The 18284-nt window shown below is 68.7% G+C and carries 18 protein-coding genes; 8 read left to right on the forward strand and 10 right to left on the reverse strand.

The annotated features are described in order from the left end of the window. Positions 1–25: 25 nt before the first annotated feature. Together mqo and dusB are read right to left on the reverse strand one after the other, a co-directional pair. The gene (gene mqo / locus DYE07_RS11940) at positions 26–1522 is read right to left on the reverse strand and encodes a malate dehydrogenase (quinone) (RefSeq protein ID WP_115297383.1); all 1497 of its coding nucleotides are present in this window, start codon (positions 1520–1522) and stop codon (positions 26–28) included. A 154-nt stretch (positions 1523–1676) separates the two neighbouring features. Then, positions 1677–2909: a tRNA dihydrouridine synthase DusB gene (gene dusB / locus DYE07_RS11945; RefSeq protein WP_115297170.1), complete on the reverse strand. Its 1233-nt coding sequence runs from the start codon at positions 2907–2909 to the stop codon at positions 1677–1679. A gap of 84 nt (positions 2910–2993) precedes the next feature. On the opposite strand from dusB, the gene DYE07_RS11950 reads away from it, so the two are divergent. The 5 genes from DYE07_RS11950 to DYE07_RS11970 all read left to right on the forward strand — a co-directional run bounded on the left by DYE07_RS11950 (position 2994) and on the right by DYE07_RS11970 (position 6697). Continuing rightward, complete coding sequence (locus DYE07_RS11950) at positions 2994–3311, forward strand: DUF6703 family protein (protein ID WP_006944183.1); 318 nt, start codon at positions 2994–2996, stop codon at positions 3309–3311. 46 nt (positions 3312–3357) lie between these two features. Next, positions 3358–4299, forward strand: a complete 942-nt coding sequence (locus DYE07_RS11955) for a metal ABC transporter substrate-binding protein (protein ID WP_115297171.1) — start codon at positions 3358–3360, stop codon at positions 4297–4299. Further along, positions 4296–5144 (forward strand): metal ABC transporter ATP-binding protein, encoded by an 849-nt coding sequence (locus DYE07_RS11960; RefSeq protein ID WP_115297172.1) that lies wholly within the window; start codon positions 4296–4298, stop codon positions 5142–5144. Before DYE07_RS11955 ends, DYE07_RS11960 begins: the two co-directional genes overlap by 4 nt. 74 nt (positions 5145–5218) lie before the next feature. Continuing rightward, the gene (locus DYE07_RS11965) at positions 5219–6220 is read left to right on the forward strand and encodes a metal ABC transporter permease (RefSeq protein ID WP_006944160.1); all 1002 of its coding nucleotides are present in this window, start codon (positions 5219–5221) and stop codon (positions 6218–6220) included. 45 nt (positions 6221–6265) lie between these two features. After that, a complete protein-coding gene (locus DYE07_RS11970) occupies positions 6266–6697 on the forward strand; it encodes a Fur family transcriptional regulator (RefSeq protein WP_115297173.1) in 432 nt (143 codons plus the stop codon). A 286-nt stretch (positions 6698–6983) separates the two neighbouring features. On the opposite strand, the gene DYE07_RS11975 is transcribed toward DYE07_RS11970, so the two are convergent. Continuing rightward, complete coding sequence (locus DYE07_RS11975; RefSeq protein WP_369815076.1) at positions 6984–7913, reverse strand: isoprenyl transferase; 930 nt, start codon at positions 7911–7913, stop codon at positions 6984–6986. 57 nt (positions 7914–7970) lie between these two features. Next, positions 7971–8780, reverse strand: coding sequence for a DNA repair protein RecO (recO, locus tag DYE07_RS11980; RefSeq protein WP_062257798.1), 810 nt, complete (start codon positions 8778–8780; stop codon positions 7971–7973). 227 nt (positions 8781–9007) lie between these two features. Between recO and DYE07_RS11985 the strand changes: the two genes are divergently transcribed. Then, positions 9008–9649, forward strand: a complete 642-nt coding sequence (locus DYE07_RS11985; RefSeq protein WP_038568664.1) for an alpha-ketoglutarate-dependent dioxygenase AlkB — start codon at positions 9008–9010, stop codon at positions 9647–9649. 172 nt (positions 9650–9821) lie between these two features. After that, positions 9822–10241: a DUF4186 domain-containing protein gene (locus DYE07_RS11990; protein WP_202775001.1), complete on the forward strand. Its 420-nt coding sequence runs from the start codon at positions 9822–9824 to the stop codon at positions 10239–10241. A 208-nt stretch (positions 10242–10449) separates the two neighbouring features. On the opposite strand, the gene leuA is transcribed toward DYE07_RS11990, so the two are convergent. Continuing rightward, positions 10450–12201: a 2-isopropylmalate synthase gene (gene leuA / locus DYE07_RS11995; RefSeq protein WP_040014391.1), complete on the reverse strand. Its 1752-nt coding sequence runs from the start codon at positions 12199–12201 to the stop codon at positions 10450–10452. Positions 12202–12506: 305 nt separating this feature from the next. Here leuA and DYE07_RS12000 point away from each other — a divergent pair, with 305 nt between their 5' ends. Continuing rightward, entirely contained in the window at positions 12507–13496 is a 990-nt protein-coding gene (locus tag DYE07_RS12000; protein ID WP_006944175.1) for an ABC transporter permease, read from the forward strand. A gap of 145 nt (positions 13497–13641) precedes the next feature. On the opposite strand, the gene DYE07_RS12005 is transcribed toward DYE07_RS12000, so the two are convergent. The 5 genes from DYE07_RS12005 to DYE07_RS12025 are packed head-to-tail and all read right to left on the reverse strand — an operon-like array spanning position 13642 to position 18278. Further along, positions 13642–14388 (reverse strand): class I SAM-dependent methyltransferase, encoded by a 747-nt coding sequence (locus tag DYE07_RS12005; RefSeq protein WP_237723738.1) that lies wholly within the window; start codon positions 14386–14388, stop codon positions 13642–13644. Between the two features lie 9 nt (positions 14389–14397). Further along, positions 14398–15342 carry a GTPase Era gene (era, locus tag DYE07_RS12010; protein ID WP_006944283.1) on the reverse strand — a complete coding sequence of 315 codons (945 nt, stop codon included), beginning with the start codon at positions 15340–15342 and terminating at the stop codon, positions 14398–14400. Beyond that, positions 15339–16664, reverse strand: coding sequence for a hemolysin family protein (locus tag DYE07_RS12015; RefSeq protein WP_115297174.1), 1326 nt, complete (start codon positions 16662–16664; stop codon positions 15339–15341). The genes era and DYE07_RS12015 overlap by 4 nt, the downstream gene beginning before the upstream one ends. A 28-nt stretch (positions 16665–16692) precedes the next feature. Further along, on the reverse strand, positions 16693–17199 hold the full coding sequence (gene ybeY / locus DYE07_RS12020) for an rRNA maturation RNase YbeY (RefSeq protein ID WP_006944324.1): 507 nt from the start codon (positions 17197–17199) through the stop codon (positions 16693–16695). Then, positions 17196–18278, reverse strand: a complete 1083-nt coding sequence (locus tag DYE07_RS12025; RefSeq protein ID WP_006944210.1) for a PhoH family protein — start codon at positions 18276–18278, stop codon at positions 17196–17198. The genes ybeY and DYE07_RS12025 overlap by 4 nt, the downstream gene beginning before the upstream one ends. Between the last annotated feature and the right edge of the window lie 6 nt (positions 18279–18284).

Below are 18284 nucleotides of genomic sequence, written 5' to 3' on the forward strand. Positions count from 1 at the left end.
CGGCCGTTCGTCGTGTCAGCGTGGGTCAGCCGCGCTTGGGCAGACCCAGCTTCGTGTCAGCCTCGGCCTCGAGTTCGAGCGCGCGGTGGGGGTCGCTCGCAACGTCGGTGCCGAGCATCGGGATGACGCTGCGCAGCTCGTTCTCCCAACGCTCCCATTCGTCCTTGAACGACGAACGCAGGATGTCGAGCGCGATCGGGACGGCGGTCGACGCACCCGGCGACGCGCCGAGCACACCCGCGATCGTGCCGTTCGCGGAGGTGATCACCTCGGTGCCGAACTGCAGCGTGCCCTTCGTGCCCGAGCTGGGCTTGATGATCTGCGCGCGCTGGCCGGCGGTGAACAGCTTCCAGTCGTCCGAGACGGCCGTCGGCGCGAAGTCGTGCAACGCCTCGATGCGCTTGGCCTGGTTCGCGAGCAGATCCTGCGCGAGCACCTTCGTCAGGCCGAGGTTCTCAAGGCCGGCGGTCGCGATCGGCAGCACGTTGTCGGTGCGCAGCGACTGGAAGAGGTCGAGAACCGAGCCCTCCTTGAGGAACTTCGGCACGAGACCGGCGAACGGGCCGAACAGCGCGGTGCGCTGGCCGTCAATGATGCGTGCGTCGAGGTGCGGCATCGACATGGGCGGCGCGCCCTCGGCGGCCTTGCCGTACACCTTCGTCTGGTGCTTGGCGGTGACGGCCGGGTTCTCGGTCGACAGGAACGTGCCGGAGACGGGGAACAAACCGTAGCCCTTCACCTCGGGCACCCCGGCCTTGCGCAGCAGCTTGAGCGTGTAACCGCCCGCGCCGAGCATGAGCACCTTCGTGCGCACGACGCGCGTCGCGCCGTCCCGCAGGTTCTTGACGGTGACGTTCCACGAGCCGTCGGCATTGCGCTCGATGTCGGTGACCTCGTGCTTGAGCTCGAGTGCGCCGCCGCGGGCGACGAAGTCCTCGAACAGCTGACGGGTGACGGCGCCGAAGTCGACGTCGGTGCCGCTCGGGGCGTAGGTCGCGGCGATCTTCTCACCGGCCGGGCGGCCCTCGATGAGCAGCGGCGACCACTGCTCGATCTGGCCGTAGTCCTCCGAGTGCTCCATGTCGTGGAAGAACGGGTGCTCGCTCATGAGGCGGAAGCGCTCGCGCAGGAACTTCTGGTTCGCATCGCCGCGCACGAACGCCATGTGCGGCGTGTTGTTGATGAACGTCGACGGCTCACGCATCGCGCCCTCGGTGACGAGGGAACCCCAGAACGTCTTCGTCGTGAGGAACTGGCCGTTGATCGCAATGGCCTTCGAGATGTTGACGCTGCCGTCGGCCGCCTCGGGCGTGTAGTTGAGCTCGCACAGCGCGGCGTGGCCGGTGCCCGCGTTGTTCCAGCCGTTCGAGCTCTCGAGGGCGACCTCGTCGAGACGTTCGAAGACGGTGAGCGACCACTCGGGGTGCACCCGCCGGATCATGGCACCGAGCGTCGCGCTGACGATGCCGCCGCCGACGAGCAGGACGTCGACGGAATCGGATGCGCTCTTCGCGCCCTCCACGTTGTTCACCACATGCCCCTTACGCGCTGATGTGTCGTGTTGCTGGCGCGCCGCATCGCGACGCTTTGTTCTCCACGGTAGTCCTCCTCGACGCCGAGCGTGCAACGGGGCGATGAACTACCGGGGTGATGTGATCCGTGACACGCCTGACGTGTCAGCCTCCGGAGTTCTCCGCCTCCGCCTCGGCCACCCAGGCGGCCTGTTCGGCGGTGAGCTCCTGCGTGTCGAGCCACCCGTCGGGCAGGACGACGCGTCGCTCGCTGCCCGCGCGACCGCGCGGCCCGTCCGCCGCAGCGCCGGGCCACGGGGCGTCGAGGTCGAGCCCGGCGACGAGGTCGTCGAGCGCGGCGAGGGAGTCGACGAGCGCGAGCTGATGGCGCAGCTGCGAGCCGACCGGAAAGCCCTTGAAGTACCAGGCGATGTGCTTGCGGATGTCGCGGCAGCCCTTGAGCTCGTCGTCGTAGAACTCGACGAGGTACTCCGCGTGGCGGCGCAACGTCGCGCAGACCTCACCGAGCGTCGGGTCGACGCGGGCGTCGGAACCGGCGAAGGCCGCGGCGAGGTCGGTGAACAGCCAGGGCCGTCCGAGGCAGCCGCGCCCGACGACGACGCCGTCGCAGCCTGTCTCGGCGACCATGCGCATGGCGTCCTCGGCCGACCAGATGTCACCGTTTCCGAGCACCGGGATGCTCGTCACGGTCTCCTTGAGGGTGCGGATCGCCGACCAGTCCGCGTGGCCCGAGTACGCCTGTGCGGCCGTGCGGGCGTGCAGCGCGACGGCCGCGACGCCCTCACCCTCGGCGATGCGCGCCGCCTCGAGGTAGGTGAGGTGATCGGTGTCGATGCCCTTGCGCATCTTGACGGTGACGGGGATGTCGTACGGGCTCGCCTCGCGCACGACGGCGCTGACGATGCCGCGGAACAGATCGGTCTTCCATGGCAGCGCGGAACCGCCGCCCTTGCGCGTCACCTTGGGCACCGGGCAGCCGAAGTTGAGGTCGATGTGGTCCGCACGGCCCTCCGAGGCGAGGATGCGCGCCGCCTTGCCGGCGTTGAGCGGGTCGGTGCAGTAGAGCTGGATGGAGCGCGGGTTCTCGTCGGGGTCGGTCTCGATGAGCTTCATCGTGAGCGGAACGCGCTCGACGAGAGCGCGCGAGGTGATCATCTCGCTGACGTAGAGCGACGTCGCGCCGCTCGCACCCGCGGCGACGGAGCCGTCATCGCCGTACTGACGACACAGGCGCCGGAACGCACGGTTGGTGATGCCCGCCATCGGCGCGAGTACGACGGGCGAGGTGATGGTGTGCCGTCCGATCTGCAGCGGCGGCAGCGCCGACGGGTCGCGCACGAGCGCACCGGGTGCGGGAGGGGCTTCGAGAACAGTCATCGCCTTTCAGTGTCCCACTCGCGCGCAAGGCTGGCGACATGACGACTGGAGCAGCACCCGGCCCGCGCCCACTACCCTGGTGCCGTGTCACGCAACGAACCACGACCCGAAGTCTCCGTCAGCACGAGCCGCGCGAAGGCCATGCACGCCTCCGACCCGGCGATCGGGGCGCTGGCGCGCCTGCCGCAGTGGGTCATCCTCGCTGTCCTCGCCGTCCTCATGATCGTCGGCATCGCGGTGCGCGGCGTCGTCGGAGCCGTCGCGTTCGGCCTCGTCACCGCCTTCCTCGCCTGGCTGCTGTACCTGTCGTGGCAGCAGCTGCGCCCGCTCGACCGCCTCGCGCGCGCCGCCGTCATCGTGCTGACGCTGGGCGTGACGATCGTGCTGGCGTTCCCGAGGTAACCCCATGTTTTGACAATGATTCTCACTTTGAGTGAGAATCATTGTCATGTTCATGCGTCGCTCGTTCACCGTTGCTCTCACCGCCGCCCTGGGGCTCGGCGTCACCGCCTGCGGCTCCGAGAACGGGCGCACCGACGACGGCCGCGTCCAGACACTGGCGAGCTTCTATCCGATGCAGTTCGCGCTCGAACGCATCGGCGGACCAGACGTCACCGTCAAGAACCTGACGAAGGCCGGCCAGGAGCCGCACGACGTCGAGCTCACGCCCCGCCAGGTCGCCTCCGTCGCGGACGCCGGCCTCATCGTCTACGCGAAGGGCTTCCAGGCCAGCGTCGACGACGCCGTCGCCTCGAGCGCCAAGGCCGGGCGCGCACTCGACGTCTCGCCGCAGGCCGACCTCGACCTCACAGCCGAAGAGGAGGGCCACCATGACGAGAGCGAGCACGAGCACGCTTCCCATGCCGGCGGTTCCGACCCGCACTTCTGGCTCGACCCGGTGCGCTACAAGGCCGTCGTCCAGGCGATCGGTGACCGGCTCGCCAAGGACGACCCCGAGCACGCCGACGGATACCACACGCGCACCGCGTCACTCGTCAAGGATCTCGATGCCCTCGATGCCGAGTACCGTGGCGGCCTCGCTCACTGCACGAACCGGACGATCGTGACCGGCCACGAGGCGTTCGCCTACCTCGCGGCACGATATGGGCTGACGCAGCGCGGCGCGTCGGGTGTCTCCCCCGAGGCCGAGCCGACGCCGGCGCAGCTGTCGTCGATCAGCGATTACGTGAAGAAGAACAAGGTGACGACGATCTACGCTGAGACCCTCGTCTCGCCGAAGGTGGCTCAGACCATCGCCTCCCAGACCGGCGCCCGCGTCGACGTCCTCGACCCGATCGAAGGGTTGTCGGACGCGAGCAAGGGCAGCGACTACCTCGCCGTGATGAGATCCAACCTCGCCACATTGAAGAAGGGCCAGGGCTGCTCGTGAGCGTCTCCCCCATCCTGCGACTGCGCGACGCCGCGTTCGGCTACGACGGCCGCGCGGTCGTCAGCGGTGTCTCGCTCGAGGTGAACCCCGGCGAGATCATCGCGGTTCTCGGGCCGAACGGCTCCGGCAAGTCGACGCTGATGCGCGGCATCCTCGGCCTCAACGACCACGTCAGCGGGCAGGTCGAGCTGTTCGGCACGCCCGCATCTTCGTTCAAGGCGCGCACGCGCATCGGCTACGTGCCGCAGCGGCACACGCTGTCGGCGTCGGTGCGCGCGACGGTGGAAGAGGTCGTCGAGGTGGGTCGCCTGCCGCACCGGCCCTGGTACCGACGCGCGGACGCCGAGGATCGCCGGCTCGTCACCGCGGCCCTCGCCGAGGTCGGGCTCGCCGATCGCTCCCGCGACGACGTCGCCACCCTCTCCGGGGGTCAGCACCGACGCGTCCTCATCGCCCGCGCGCTGGCCGCGCAGCCCGACATCCTCGTCATGGACGAGCCGACGGCCGGCGTCGACACCGCCAGTCAGGAGGTACTCGCCGAGGTGCTCGAGCGCCTCGCCGCGAGCGGCGTGACGATGATCATCGTCACGCACGAGATCGAGGCGCTGCACGGCATCGTCACGCGCATCGTCGAGGTCGCGCACGGCGCCGTGACGTTCGACGGACCGCCCGCGCGCTACGGCGAGCGCGTCAGCGCGTCGCTCGGTGGGGCGTCGCTCGGCGGCCACGACCACCACGCCGAGGACCTGCCGCACCACGCGCCGGGCTACGCGCGCGGACCCTTCGACGACGCCAGGTTCGCGCCCGATCACGGGCGATTCAGGGAGGGGGATCGTCGTGGCTGAGTCGCTCGCTACGTGTTCTGATGGGGCGCCCGTGCGTCCCGTCGCTCCCTTCCACGCTCTGATCGGAGGCCACCGTGGGTGACCTGTTCGTCCTCGAGGCGATGCGATACGCGTTCGTCGCCGCGCTGCTCGTCGGGGCGGCCGCGCCGTCCGTCGGGGTGTTCCTCGTGCAACGACGGCTGTCGCTCATCGGTGACGGCATCGGCCACGTCGCGCTCGCCGGCGTCGCGATCGGGGTGCTCCTGCACGCCTCGCCGATCCTGACGGCGCTCATCGCGGCCGTCGTCGCGGCGTGCATCATCGAGTTCATCCGCCTGCGCGGGACGACGAACGCCGACGTCGCCCTCGCCGTCATGTTCTACGGCGGTATCGCGGCGGGCGTCGTACTGCTCTCACGCGCCGACAACGCGGGGCAGACGTCGATCAGTCAGTACCTGTTCGGCTCGATCCTCACGACGACGAGCGACCAGCTGTGGCAGTTCGGCGCGCTCGCCCTCGTCGCCGTCGGCGCGACGACGGTGCTGCGCAAGCGCCTGTTCGCCGTCGCCAACGACGAGGAGTACGCGCGGGCCGTGGGGCTGCCCGTCGTGCCGCTCAATCTGCTGCTGTCGATTCTGACGTCGGTGACGGTCGTGTTGTCGATGCGCGTCATCGGCCTGTTGCTCATCTCGGCGCTCATGATCCTGCCCAACGCGACGGGCCAGCTGATCGGTCGTAGCTTCCGTCAGACGACGGCCGCAGCCGTCGTCGTGGGCTGCCTCAGCGGTGCGCTGGGCGTCACCAGCGCGTACTACCTCGACACCCCGCCCGGCGGTACCGTCGTGCTCGCGGCGATCGCGCTGTTCCTGCTCGCGTCGTTCGTGGCGATGACCGTGCACGCCGTGCGCGCTCGTCAGGCGCGACGGGTGGCGCACCACGCGCACGAGCACCGGCAGGGCTGCGGGCACCCGTCCGTCCCGCACGGCGACCACGTCGACTACCTTCACGACGGTGAGTTCCACGCGCCGCACGGCGACCACTGGGACGCCCACCGACCCGCCGTCGAGACCTCGAAAGGCACGCATGATGCGGTGTGACAGCGCAGGACGCTTCGAGCTTCGACGAGTCTGGACGGATGTCCGATGAGTGCGCGTAAACCGACACGCCAGCAGCGCGCCGTCGCCGAGAGGCTCGACGGCTGCGGCGAGTTCTGCTCCGCGCAGGATCTGCACGCGAAGCTGCGCGCCGACGGTGAGACGATCGGCCTCGCAACGGTGTACCGCACCCTGCAGGCGCTCGCCGGGGACGGCGCCGTCGACGTACTGCGCACCGACGACGGTGAAGCCGTCTACCGCAGCTGCTCCCCCACACACCACCACCACCTCGTGTGCCGGCGGTGCGGACGCACCGTCGAGGTCGAGGGCCCGACGGTCGAACGCTGGGCCTCCGGCATCGCCGCCGAGCACGGCTTCACCGCCGTCAGCCACCAGCTCGAGATCTTCGGGCTGTGTCGCGCGTGCAGTCAGGACGCCGCCGCTGCCTCTGCTTCCGCCCCCTCTGACGCGGGGCCTTGAGTCGCCCGAAGCGTTGCGGCGGGTTCTCCCGTCAGGACCGCACCGAATGTCTCGACGGCACTGACCCTGCCGCATGGCGACGGCGCAAACACCTCACGAAGGCGCCGTCTCCACCGTGTCACGGCGGCTCTAACGCGTCACGGCGGCACTGAATACCATGACGGCACTGCCCCGGACTCCGGTCTCGAGGGGTGAATCAGGCGACGCGGCCGGCATCTGACACCACTGCGAACTGCGTCCCTCTCTGCGCTTTTCGTCGACCTTCGTAAATCGCAGGGGGGCCGGGTCAGTCGATGAGGCCGTCGTCCTCGTAGATGCCGCCGCCGTCAGCGTCGGGGTCCCCCATGAGCACCGGGTCGTAGGACGGCTTGGGCTTCGACGGCGCCCGAGCTGCCGCCGCAGCGTCGTCCGCAGCCTGCTGAGCGGCGACGGCGTCGACGGCTCCGCCATAGCGACGGTCGCGCCGGGCGTAGATGTCGACGGCCTCCCACAGCTTGCGACGGTCGAAGTCGGGCCACAGCGTGTCGAGGAAGACCATCTCGGCGTAGGCGCTCTGCCATAGCTGGAAGTTGCTCGTCCGCTGCTCGCCGGAGCTGCGCACGAACAGGTCGACGTCCGGCAGGCCCGGCGCGTAGAGGTAGCTCTGGATCGTCTTCTCGGTGATCTTCTTCGGGTTCAACCGGCCGGCCGCGACGTCGTCAGCGAGCGAGCGTGTGGCATCGACGAGCTCTGCGCGCCCGCCGTAGTTGACGCACATCTGCAGGGTGCAGACGGTGTTGTTCGTCGTCCGCTCCTGGGCGACTTCGAGCTCGCGCACGACAGAACGCCACAGCCGCGGCTTGCGCCCTGACCAGATGACGCGCACGCCCCACGAGTCGAGCAGGTCGACGCGACGACGGATCGTGTCGCGGTTGAAGCCCATGAGGAAGCGCACCTCCTCCGGCGAACGGCGCCAGTTCTCCGTCGAGAACGCGTAGGCGCTGATGTTCTTGACGCCGAGTTCGATGCAGCCGGCGACGACGTCGATCAGCATCGCCTCACCCGCCTCGTGGCCCTTCGTGCGCGGCAGACCGCGCTCGTTGGCCCAACGCCCGTTGCCGTCCATGACCATCGCGATGTGCTGCGGCACCAGCTCAGCAGGAATCGCGGGCGGCGTGGCGCCGCTGGGGTGCGGGTCGGGTGAGATCGGCACGGGCGTCGTCCTTCGGGTCGTGATTCTTGTCGTCGTGCTGCGTGACGTAGGTGTCCCCGACGTCTCGGTGAGGACAGTCTCTCAGGACGCCGGGGGCACGTCGTGCGTCGCAGGCTCGGCGGGTGTCGCGGGTGGGGTCGAGCGAGCGACGACGGTGTAGTCGCCGCGATCGACGTGCCTGAGCGAGCGCACGCCGTGTTCGAGGTGCCATTGGACGTATGCGGCGATGAGGTTGCTCGACTGTCGACGCGCGTCGTCGCTCGTCGCGGCGACGGCGATCCAGTCGCCGCGCAGCAGGGCGTCCATGAGGACGAACGTCTCGGGCATCGGCGCGGTCGATCCGGGCGGGCGGCACTGCGGGCAGACGGCGCCACCGACGGCGAGGTTGAACGCACGCTGCGGGCCGGGGTCGCCGCAGCCGGCGCAGTCGATGAAGCTCGGCGTCCACCCGGCCGTCGCGACGGAACGCACGAGGTAGGCGTCGAGCACGAGATGTGCGGGGATCTGACGCTGCGCGAGCGCTGCGAGCGCCCCGGCGAGAAGGTTGAAGTGGGCCACGACGCGGTCGGAATCCTCGCAGAGCCGGTCTGCCGTCTCGAGCATCGCGGCACACGCGGTGTAGGAGGGATAGTCCTGCGCGATGGCGTCGCCGTAGGAGGCGAGGAGGTCGACCTGAGTGACGACGTCGAGGTTGCGCCCCTCGTGCAGCTGGATGTCGACGACCATGCCCGGCTCGAGACGCGCCCCGAACTTCGACTTCGTCTTGCGCACGCCCTTCGCGACGGCGCGCTTCTTGCCGCGATTGCGCGTCAGCATCGTGATGATGCGATCGGCCTCCCCCAGCTTGTGGGTGCGCAGCACGATGGCGGCGTCACGGTAGAGGGGAGGCATGTCTCCATTGTCTCGCGGTTGCCTGCGTCAGCGATAGCGGGCCCGCGTCTCGTCCGCTGACGGCGCAACTCGCCGGGCGGATGCGTCCCCAGGCATGCCTCAGCCGCCGACATGCGTTCTGCTCCCCCACCCCCGCCGTTTCCCCCTGCGTCCAACTGCACCCGGGTGCATCTGGGCGCAAAGGGCGGGGCTGGACGAGTCAGGACAAGAGGCGCATAATCGAACACATGTTCGCAGGTCTACAGGGGTCGCTGCTCGACCAGGTCGAGGAGGTCGGCGTGCGTCCGCTCGTAGGCGCCGTCCGTCGCACCGAGCTGACGCGCGGGGCCTGGGTCGACCTGCGCCCCGGCTTCATCACCGGCGCTGACGAGTTGTTCAGCCGCCTCATGCTCGGTGGCAGCGCGGGCGTCGATTGGCAGGGCGAGCGTCGCGTCATGTGGGACAAGGAGGTCACCACGCCCCGCTTGCTGCGCTTCTACCGCGGCGACGAACGCTGGCCCGACCCCGTGATGCGCGACGCCCAACGCGCGCTGAGCGACCATTACGCCCCCGAACTCGGCGAGCCGTTCACCACCGCCGGCATGTGCCTCTACCGTGACGGCCGTGATTCCGTCGCGTGGCACGGCGACAAGGAGGGCCGCTCGAGCACGAAGGACACGATGATCGCCATCGTCTCGATCGGCTCGCCGCGCACACTGGCGCTTCGCCCCGTCGGTGGCGGGCAGAGCCTGCGCTTCCAGATCGGCCACGGCGACCTGCTCGTCATGGGTGGCTCTTGTCAACGGACCTGGGAGCATGCCGTTCCGAAGACGACGAAGTCCGTCGGGCCTCGCATCAGCATCCAGTTCCGGCCCTACGACGTGAGATGAGATTCAACCCCGTGACGCATGCCGTCAGCCTGCAGCCGAGGGGCGTGGGACCACAGGACGCGCCCACGGCGCCCGCGCCTCGACGACCTGGGGAGCAGTAGCCATGCCCGACCCACGGCCCCGTTCTTCGACGCCCACTCTTGCGACCCGCAGTGTCGAAACCCTTGACGGCGTGCTCGACCGGATCGGGCGATCATTGTTCAGGGCGAAGTTCCATCTCAGCCCGGCCGATGCGCGGTACGCGCGCGATCGGGGGCGTCGCGAGATCGAAACCCATGCCGCGCGCTTCATCGGCGAGCGCCTCGCCGCTGCCAATCCCGACAACGACGGCCGGCAGACCCCGATGCGCGGCCATCCGGTCTTCCTGGCTCAACACGCGACGGCGACCTGTTGCCGCGGATGCCTCGCGAAGCACCACGGCATCGTCAAGCACCACCCGCTGACAGACGAGCATCAGGCCTACGTCTTCGCCGTCATCATGCGCTGGATCGAGCGAGAGTTGCGACGCCTCCCCCACGATTCCTCTCGCGCTCCGCTGCCCCCGTCCAAGCATCGGCGACCGGGCATGTCATCGCATGCGGCGCTCTTCTGAGCGCTCCCCGCGGGATGCTCGCACAACGCCCGTCACCCTGACACGACGAAGCGGGTGGAGCCCAGCACCTTCCCCGGTCACTGGGTTCCACCCGCTCGTCCCATTATGCCGTGTCGCACCGAGTGCCTCATGCGTCGCGGAACACCGAAATAGTTGTGGAGGTTCGCGCTACCCAGAGCGCGAACCTCCACAACCCTTGGCCCAGCCGTCAGGCCGCAGCCGCCTCCGCGTCACGCTCGGCACGGTTGACGGCCGACAGGATCGCCATGAGCGACGCACGCACCGTCGATTCGTGGATGCCGACGCCCCACAGCACGCGGTCGCCGATGGCGCACTCGACGTACGCCGCAGCCTTCGAATCCTCGCCGGACGAGAGCGTGTGCTCCGTGTAGTCGAGGAGGCGCACGTCGACGTCAATGGTGCTCAGCGCGTCGAAGAAGGCGTCGATGGGTCCGTTACCCTCACCCGAGATCGTCACGGGCTCGCCGCGATCGAGCAGACGGACGGTGATCTTGTCGCGGCCGTCGTCCGTCGAGTCGAGCTGGCTGCCGACCGGCTTGAAACGACCCCAGGCGCGCTCGCCCTCACCGGTGCCGGGCAGGTACTCGTCGGAGAAGGTCGACCACAGCCACTGCGGCGCCACCTCGCCGCCGGCTGTGTCCGTCCACTGCTGCACGACGCCAGCGAACTCGATCTGCAGGCGGCGCGGCAGGTCGAGGTTGTACTCGCTCTTCAGCAGGTACGACACGCCACCCTTGCCGCTCTGGCTGTTGACGCGCACGACGGCCTCGTACGAGCGCCCGACGTCGTGCGGGTCGACGGGCAGATACGGCACACCCCAGACGAGCTCGTCGATCGACTTGCCCGTCTCCTTCGACTGACGCTCCATGTCGTCGAAGCCCTTCTTGATGGCGTCCTGGTGCGAACCGGAGAACGCCGTGAAGACGAGGTCGCCGCCGTACGGGTGACGTTCGCCGACGGGCAGCTGGTTGCAGTACTCGACCGTCGAACGGATCGTCTGGATGTCGGAGAAGTCGATCATCGGGTCGATGCCCTGACCGAACAGGTTCATGCCCAGGGTGACGAGGCAGACGTTGCCGGTGCGCTCACCGTTGCCGAACAGGCAGCCCTCGATGCGGTCGGCGCCCGCCATGTAGCCCAGCTCCGCAGCCGCGACACCCTCGCCGCGGTCGTTGTGCGGGTGCAGCGACAGCACGACGGACTCGCGACTGTCGAGGTGACGCGACATCCACTCGACCGAGTCGGCGTACACGTTCGGCGTCGCCATCTCGACGGTCGCCGGCAGGTTGATGATCATCTTGTGATCGGGCGTCGGCTCGATGACGCCGATGACCTCGTTGCAGATGCGCGCCGCGAATTCGAGCTCGGTGCCCGTGTACGACTCGGGCGAGTACTCGAAGTACACCTTCGTCTCGGGGATCGTCTCGGCGAGCTTCTTGCACAACCGCGCCCCCTGCAGGGCGATGTCGACGATGCCGTCCTCGTCGAGGTTGAACACGACGCGACGCTGCAGCACAGACGTCGAGTTGTAGAAGTGGACGATCGCGCTCGGCGCACCCTTGATGGCGTCGAACGTCTTCTCGATGAGGTGGTCGCGGCACTGCGTCAGCACCTGGATCGTCACGTCGTCGGGGATGTGGCCGCCGTCGATCAGTTCGCGGACGAAGTTGAAGTCCGTGTCGGACGCCGACGGGAAACCGACCTCGATGTCCTTGTAGCCCATCTGCACGAGCAGCTTGAACATGCGCATCTTGCGCTCGGAATCCATCGGGTCGATGAGCGCCTGGTTGCCGTCACGCAGATCGACGGCGCACCAACGCGGCGCCTTCTCGATGATCTTGTCGGGCCACGTGCGGTCGGGCAGGTCGACCTTGATCTGCTCGTGGAAGGGGACGTACTTGCCGATCGGCATCGTCGTCGGCTGCTGAGATCCGTGCATGGGTGGTGTTCGCCTCACTGCGTTCGTTGCGGGTGCCGGCCGAGCACCATTCAACCCCGCGGTGAGGATGGCCGACTAGTTGGCCCCACCGCGGCAACGAAGAAGGAGACTCACTCCCCGAACCGTGCGCATGCCACCAACCTAGGGGTGACGCGCCCCACACCACCACCCGCACGTCGCCGTCGTCCAGCAAGCGGACGGCGGCGGGCTGCCGCAAGCTTCCTCGCCGGCGGTGCGTCGCTACCGCGCGCTCATCCCACCACAGGATGACGACGGCCCGGCGCGCGGCGTGAATAGCTGGGCGGGTGAACGACATCTGGAGCCGCGGGCCACGTGCGCGACGCTGGATCATGGCGGCCGAGGGGCTCTTTGCACTTGCCCTGACAGGGCTGTCGCTCAGCGTCATGTCGGGCCGCAACGGCTCCGGGTGGGGCGTGGCGGCGAGCGTCGCGATCTTCATTGCGTTCCTTGTCCGCCGTCACACCCTGCGCCTGATGTTCGTCCTGGCGGCAGCAGGCGGCGCCATGCAGCTCGTCGACCCGCGCGCCTTCATCATCTTCGGTGACTTTCTCTACGCCCCGATCTGCGCCAAGCTCGGCGTGCACCGCGACGCACGCGTGCGCCGTCTCGGTCTCATCACGGGCGCGCCCTTCGTCCTGCCGCGCCTGGTCGCCATCTTCGGACGCCTGCTCGGAGCCGGTCCCGACGCGCGCATCGCACGCCGCAACGCCGTCGCTGACCCGATGCGCGCGACGCGCGCCGCGCTCGGCCTCGTCATCGGCGTCGGCCTCGTCACGACGTTCGCCTCCGGCAGCGCCGCGCTGTCGGAGTCGATCACGACGTGGGATCTGAGCGCCGCTGAGAGGGCACAAGCGCTCGACGTCATGCACATGGTCTCGATCCTCATGATGGCGCTCGTCGTCATCGCCTCGATCATCGCGGGCGTCGGCTTCGTCAGCACGATGTCGCTCGTCGTCATCCAGCGCCGCCGCGAGATCGGCATGCTGCGCGCCATGGGCTTCACGGCGCGTCAGATCCGCGGCATGGTGACGCGCGAGTCGCTCGCGCTCGGGTTGACGGCCGTGCTCGTCGGCATCGCCCTCGGCGTGCTGCTCGGTTCGCTCGGCGCGCAGTCGCTCATCGGGGCCGGCAACGACGGCTTCGTCTGGGGTCTACCGTTCGAGGTGCTCGCCGTCATCGTCGTCGCAGCTCTCGCGCTGGTCCTCGTCGCGGCCCTGCCGCCCGCGCGTCGCGCCACGACGGTGACGCCCGTCGAGGCCCTGCGCGTCGTGTGACCTCCCACGCTGTGCGAACCCGGCCCAGACGAGTTGAGGTCCGACACTCTGCACTGCAGGGTTTCGGACCTCAACTCATCTCGTGAGGACTGCAATCACGAATTGCGGACTTTCAGACCTCAGGCAAGCGGTCGGCGACGAGCGCTCAGCGTCGGATGTCGGGCGCGCGGCGGATGACGAGGTACTTCTCGCTCAGTTCCTCGATGGCGAACTTGCCGATCGGGATCTCGGAGACGACGAGTTCCTCGTCGAGCGAGAACGGCGCGATCTTCGTCGTCACCTCACGCACGACCTCGCCGCCGCGGATCGTCTTGTAGGTGTTGGTGATCTCGACGCGCCCGTCCTTGACCGGAACCGTCTGACGCCACCGCTCGTAGGTGTTGCGCCCCATCGTCGAACTCGCCGTGCGCACGAGCTCCTCACCCGTGTCGACGACGCCGTACGCGCGGCTCATGAGGATCGGTGCGCCCTCGGGCAGCACCTGCGCCATGCGATCCCAGAACGCGAGGCGCGCGCGTCCGCCGAGGAAGTAGATGACGTTGAACAGCAGCGCGCCACCGATCTGCTCGGGCATCCACGCGTCGAGGATCGAGTTCGGCACGACGGTGGCGCGTGCACGCAGCGAGTCGCGCTCGGCGATGCGCATCATGAGCATCGAGCGCATCCACGGGTCGGGTTCGACGGCGATGATCTCGGCGTCGGGGAACTGCTCGGCGAGCGCGACCGTCGTCAGGCCCGAGCCGGGGCCGATGTCGACGAGCGGCAACTCAGGCTTGAACCCGGCTCCCTCCCAGGGAATCCCGCCGACATAGTCGGTCTCGGGGTTGATCGGCAACCGCAGCACGTCACCGAACTCGGCCCACGCCTCGTGGTCCTTAATGTGCTCACTCATACGAAAACCTCAGAAGTTGAATCCCAGCTTGCCCAGCTGCTTCGGGTCGCGCTGCCAGTCCTTCGCCACCTTGACGTGCAGGTCGAGGTAGACCCGCTGCCCGAGCAGCTTCTCGATGCCCTCGCGCGCCGTGGTGCCGACCTCGCGCAGCCGCGAACCGCCGCGGCCGATGATGATGGCCTTCTGGCTGGGACGCTCGACGAAGATGTTGACGCGCACGTCCATGAGCGGCTTGTCGGCCGGGCGATCCTCACGCGGCACCATCTCCTCGACGACGACGGCCAACGAGTGCGGCAACTCGTCACGCACGCCCTCGAGCGCGGCCTCGCGGATGAGCTCGGCGATCATGACGGTGTCCGACTCGTCGGTCAGCACGTCGTCGGGGTACAGCTGAGGCGACTCGGGCAGGTAACCCAGCAGCACGTTCGCCACATCATCGACCTGCTTGCCCGAAACCGCCGAACACGGAACGATCGCGGCCCACTCCCCGAGACGGTCGACCTCGATGAGGTGCTCGGCGAGTCGCTCCCGATCGACGGTGTCGGTCTTCGTCACGAGCGCGACGACGGGGCGCTTGCGCACGCGCTGCAGCTCGGCGAGGTCCTTCGCGATGAACTGATCGCCCGGGCCGATCTTCTGGTCGGCGGGCAGGCAGAACCCGATGACGTCGACGTCGAGCAGCGTCTCGCGCACGACGTCGTTGAGGCGCTCACCGAGCAGCGTGCGCGGCTTGTGCAGGCCGGGGGTGTCGACGAGGACGATCTGGCCGTCGGGGCGCGTCACGATCCCACGGATCGTGTGACGCGTCGTCTGCGGCTTGCTCGAGGTGATCGCCACCTTGTCGCCGACGAGCGCGTTCGTCAGCGTCGACTTGCCCGCGTTGGGCCGCCCGACGAGGCAGGCGAAACCGGCGCGGTAGATCTCGCCGTCGTGGGTCGTGTCGTGCTCGGTCATCGATCCGTCTCCTCGCCGCGCGTCTCGGCGCTGCGCTCGTCCCCACGCCCGTCCGGGTCGGTGGGATCTTCGGGTTCCACACGCTCGACGATCAACGTCGCGAGCTGGTGGCGTCGTCCTGCCATCTTCTCAGCCGTGAGGCGCAGCCCGTCGATCTCGCCGCTCGCGCCGACGAGCGGCACGCGCCCGACGAGCTTGGCCAGCAGACCACCGACGGTGTCGATGTCGTCCTCGTCGATGCTGACGCCGTACATCTCGCTCAGGTCGTCGATCGACATGCGAGCCGGAACGCGCGTGCGGCCGTCCCCCAGTTCCTCGACGCCGGGCGACACGCGGTCGTACTCGTCGTCGATCTCGCCGACGATCTCCTCGACGATATCCTCCATCGTCACGATGCCGGCGGTGCCGCCGTACTCGTCGATGACGACGGCGAAGTGGACGCGGTCGCGCTGCATCTCCTTGAGCAACGCGTCGACGGGCTTCGACTCGGGCACGAACGCGAGGTCGCGCATCACCTCGGAGATGGCGATGGCGTCCGCGTCGCCGGTGAGCGTGCGCCGCACGACGTCCTTGAAGTACAGCAGGCCGACGAGGTCGTCGGAGTTCTCGCCGATGACGGGCACGCGCGAGTAGCCGGAGCGCACGAACAGGTTCATCGCCTGGTGCAGGCTCTTGTAGCCGTCGATCGTGATCATGTCGGTGCGCGGCACCATGACTTCGCGCACGATCGTGTCGCCAAGCTCGAACACGCTGTGGATCATGCGCCGCTCGTCGGCCTCGATGAGGTCGGAATCCTCGGCGAGGTCGACGAACTCGCGCAACTCCGCCTCGGAGTCGAATGGGCCGTCCTTGTAGCCCTCACCCGGGGTGACGGCGTTGCCCAGCGTCACGAGCAGCCGCGCGAGCGGTGAGAGCACCGTGAGCGCGACGAGGACGGGCCGCGCCGTCGCGAGCGCCACCTTGTCGGCGTGCTGGTGGCCCAGCGTGCGCGGCGAGACGCCGACGAGCACGAACGAGGCGATCGCCATGACGGCGACGGCCGTCGCGAGGCTCGGCCAGAACGCGCCGTCGAACGCGCGTGTCGCGGCGACGGTGACGAGGACGGCGGCCGTCATCTCGGCGCCGACGCGCAGGAATGTCAGCACCATGAGCGCCGTCGCGTGGTTGTCGACGATGCGTCCGAGCGCCGAGGCGCCGGCGTGGCCCTCCTCGGCGAGCGTGACGACGCGGTGGCGCGTCACGCGCCCGAGCGCCGACTCGACGAGGGCGAAGACGAAGCCCATGACCACGCTGACGAGCGCGGCGATCAGCACGATGGTCACGTGCGGTTCACTCCCAAGGTCTGCGGGGTCACTCGCGCCCGGACGGCGGCGCGATGCGGATGGTGCCCGCCTCCGTGCTGCGCCCGCGGCTCGCGAGGTAGGTGAGCAGGATCGTGCGCTGCAGTTCGAACATCTCGACGCGCTCGTCCGGTTCGGCGTGGTCGTAGCCGAGCAGGTGCAGCACACCGTGGACGGTGAGCAGCAGCAGCTCCTCCATCGTGTCGTGCCCGGCTGCGGCCGCCTGCGCGGCGGCGACGCTCGGGCACAGGACGATGTCGCCGAGCATGCCCTCCTGGGACGGCTCGCGCTCGCTGCCGGGCGTCAGCTCGTCCATCGGGAAGCTCATGACGTCCGTCGGGCCCGGCAGATCCATCCACTGCACGTGCAGCGTCTCCATCGCTGCCTCGTCGATGATGCGGATGCTCAGCTCGACGTTGGGGTGGACGAACATCGCGTCCATCGCGTAGCGCGCGCAGTCGTGGATCTCGTCCAGCTCGACGTCGACGTCGGTCTCGTTGGCGATGTCGATCGTCATGCCGGCTGCCCCTCGCCGCCGGCGCGCGCCTCGCGGCGCTTCTTCGCCTCGGCGCGGCGACGCTCGGCTGCCGCGTCGTAGCGGCCGTAGGCGTCGACGATGTCGGAGACGAGGCGGTGACGCACGACGTCGCTCGAGTCGAGGTGGGCGAAGTGGACGTCATCGATTCCGGTGAGCACGTCCTCGATGACCCGCAGGCCCGACGTCGTGCCACCCGGCAGGTCGACCTGCGTGACGTCACCCGTCACGACGATCTTCGAACCGAAGCCGAGGCGCGTGAGGAACATGCGCATCTGCTCGCTGCTCGTGTTCTGCGCCTCGTCGAGGATGATGAACGAGTCGTTGAGCGTGCGCCCGCGCATGTACGCGAGCGGCGCGACCTCGATCGTGCCTGCGGCCATGAGCTTCGGGATCGAGTCGGGGTCGATCATGTCGTGCAGCGCGTCGTAGAGCGGACGCAGATACGGGTCGATCTTGTCGTTGAGCGTGCCGGGCAGGAAGCCGAGGCGCTCACCGGCCTCGACGGCAGGGCGCGTCAGGATGATGCGGTTGACCTGTTTGGCCTGCAGCGCCGCGACGGCCTTCGCCATCGCCAGATACGTCTTGCCCGTACCGGCCGGGCCGATGCCGAAGACGATCGTGTTGCGGTCGATCGCGTCGACGTACTCCTTCTGCCCCAGTGTCTTCGGGCGGATCGTGCGCCCGCGGCTGGAGATGATGTTCGTCGTCAGCACGTCGGCGGGGCGCTGCGCGTTCTTGCCGCGCAGCATGCCGATGGAGCGCTCGACGGCGTCACGGTTGATCTGGTGGCCCGCGTCGATCATCGTGAGCAGCTCACCGACGAGGGTCTCGACGATCGCCGTGTCCTCGCGCGGGCCGTCGATCGTCAGCTCATTGCCGCGCGCAAAGACGAACAGGCGCGGGAAGGCGCGCTCGATCGTGCGCATCAGCTGATCCTGCGGCCCGAGCAACTGCACCATCGCGACGTCGGGCGGGATGACGATGCGCGTCTGCTGCGAGGCAGCCTGGCCGTCAGGGTCGTGAGGGGTGCGCTCGGAGGGCGCGGAAGCGTCAGTCATCGTGTC

The sequence above is a fragment of the Dermacoccus nishinomiyaensis genome (genome assembly GCF_900447535.1).
Lineage (GTDB): Bacteria > Actinomycetota > Actinomycetes > Actinomycetales > Dermatophilaceae > Dermacoccus > Dermacoccus nishinomiyaensis.

What these genes read in the sequence shown, in the direction of transcription:
- dusB (WP_115297170.1), bottom strand. Translation starts at nt 2,909, where the DNA reads ATGACTGTTCTCGAAGCCCCTCCCGCACCCGGTGCGCTCGTGCGCGAC.
- DYE07_RS11955 (WP_115297171.1), top strand. Translation starts at nt 3,358, where the DNA reads ATGTTCATGCGTCGCTCGTTCACCGTTGCTCTCACCGCCGCCCTGGGG.
- DYE07_RS11970 (WP_115297173.1), top strand. Translation starts at nt 6,266, where the DNA reads ATGAGTGCGCGTAAACCGACACGCCAGCAGCGCGCCGTCGCCGAGAGG.
- recO (WP_062257798.1), bottom strand. Translation starts at nt 8,780, where the DNA reads ATGCCTCCCCTCTACCGTGACGCCGCCATCGTGCTGCGCACCCACAAG.
- DYE07_RS11985 (WP_038568664.1), top strand. Translation starts at nt 9,008, where the DNA reads ATGTTCGCAGGTCTACAGGGGTCGCTGCTCGACCAGGTCGAGGAGGTC.
- leuA (WP_040014391.1), bottom strand. Translation starts at nt 12,201, where the DNA reads ATGCACGGATCTCAGCAGCCGACGACGATGCCGATCGGCAAGTACGTC.
- DYE07_RS12005 (WP_237723738.1), bottom strand. Translation starts at nt 14,388, where the DNA reads ATGAGTGAGCACATTAAGGACCACGAGGCGTGGGCCGAGTTCGGTGAC.
- era (WP_006944283.1), bottom strand. Translation starts at nt 15,342, where the DNA reads ATGACCGAGCACGACACGACCCACGACGGCGAGATCTACCGCGCCGGT.
- ybeY (WP_006944324.1), bottom strand. Translation starts at nt 17,199, where the DNA reads ATGACGATCGACATCGCCAACGAGACCGACGTCGACGTCGAGCTGGAC.
- DYE07_RS12025 (WP_006944210.1), bottom strand. Translation starts at nt 18,278, where the DNA reads ATGACTGACGCTTCCGCGCCCTCCGAGCGCACCCCTCACGACCCTGAC.